At 55.6% G+C, this 1,431-nt stretch carries 1 protein-coding gene; it reads left to right on the forward strand.

What is annotated here, in order from left to right; genetic code table 11:
* Window positions 1-54 precede the first annotated feature (54 nt).
* The gene (locus VBE63_RS29285; protein WP_323686493.1) at window positions 55-1,092 is read left to right on the forward strand and encodes a hypothetical protein; all 1,038 of its coding nucleotides are present in this window, start codon (window positions 55-57) and stop codon (window positions 1,090-1,092) included.
* Window positions 1,093-1,431: the final 339 nt, after the last annotated feature.

The following is a 1,431-nucleotide window of genomic DNA, read 5'->3' on the forward strand; positions in this document are numbered from 1 at the left end:
TAAACTTGAAGAGTCCCGCTGGTTCCAATAGCGACTGAAAATGGAAGGTGCCCCATGGCTATAACTCTGCAAAATTACCTGGATGAACTGCCCCAGGCCGACCGCCTTTATCACGCGAACTGGGTAGTACCCTACTCCAACGCCTACGTGGAAGCGCATGCCGAGTTCAAGAAAACCTTGGCCGATCAGGCTGCTTACGACAAGATGATGGCCGAGATCGCCATCATGGCGCTTACTCTGCCGATCGGCGCCGGGATGTCCGCGCTGTTCGCCAAGTCCGGAGTCGCCTCAGCCAAACAGTTCGCTCTGAGCAAAACGGTAGACATCATCTGCAACAAAAATATGGAACGCACGTTCAATGCACTATCAGTGGTCGCCAACAGCCCGGCGGCGAGCTACATCGCGGACAAGGCTTGGGACGAGGCTGCCGGTAAACTCAGCACGGCCACAAAGGCGAAGGTGAGCAAGCTCATTCAACCCATGCCGTTGACCACCAACACCATTCATGATCCCCTGGTCGCCAAGGGAAACATGGAGCGCTATCTGGCGCTGGTGACGGCTTCGGCCCACGAGATCGCACAAAGTCTCGCCATGAACGACTCCCTGTCCCCCGACCAACGCAACGCCTTGGCAGCGAAGTTGATGCGGGCGCCGCTGATTAAGCGAATGCCGTACACGGCGAACATTCCGGCGAAGGCAGCCCAGTACATCGAGTTGAACATGTATATGACCTTGATCCTGGAAAACGATATCGCGGAAAGCTATTCAGGCGGTGCGGTCTGGGGAGGTGCCTCCATAACTACCACTAAGCAGCCGACGAATGTTCCGCCATCCCATGCCGATTATCCAAAACCGTATAACAAAACCACTACTCACGGAAGCGGGTTTGCGACCTCCGCCGCCATCAATACCCGCGTGATCAAGGTCGAGTTGGGGCACAAAATATGGGAAAGAATCAACACTATCCACAAGGGCTTGTTCGGCAGTCCATTTTATGAACTTTCCCGGCTCGGGGTAAACGGGTATGAGGTGACGGTCAAGGCGGAGAATATGTCGGAGAAGATTCACAATCAGATCCGCAGTCACCTCTGACGGATCCGATCGATCCGGAACAGAACACTGTTCGCGCAGGTCTTTTCGTCGCTCCACCGATGATCAACAGCGGGTTATAGGCATCCCCTTACACACAAATTCGGGCCTCCGTTAGCCTGTGGTCCCGTTGAGTAACACGCAGAGGAGCCTACGAGGGGCTGGTCGGTGTAGTCTAGGACGCTGATCGCAAAGCTGACCCGTTGGCACTAATGGTGCGCGCTCACGACCGATCTCGCTGAGAGAATGGGTAAGGCTCGCATGAATGAGCGAGGCCGATCGCGGACTCGCTATCGAGCGCATCTTGATGCTGTCATCTGAAGACGGCTGTCTCTAGCGGCT

Source organism: Lamprobacter sp. (assembly GCF_034860625.1).
Taxonomy (GTDB): Bacteria; Pseudomonadota; Gammaproteobacteria; order Chromatiales; family Chromatiaceae; genus Lamprobacter.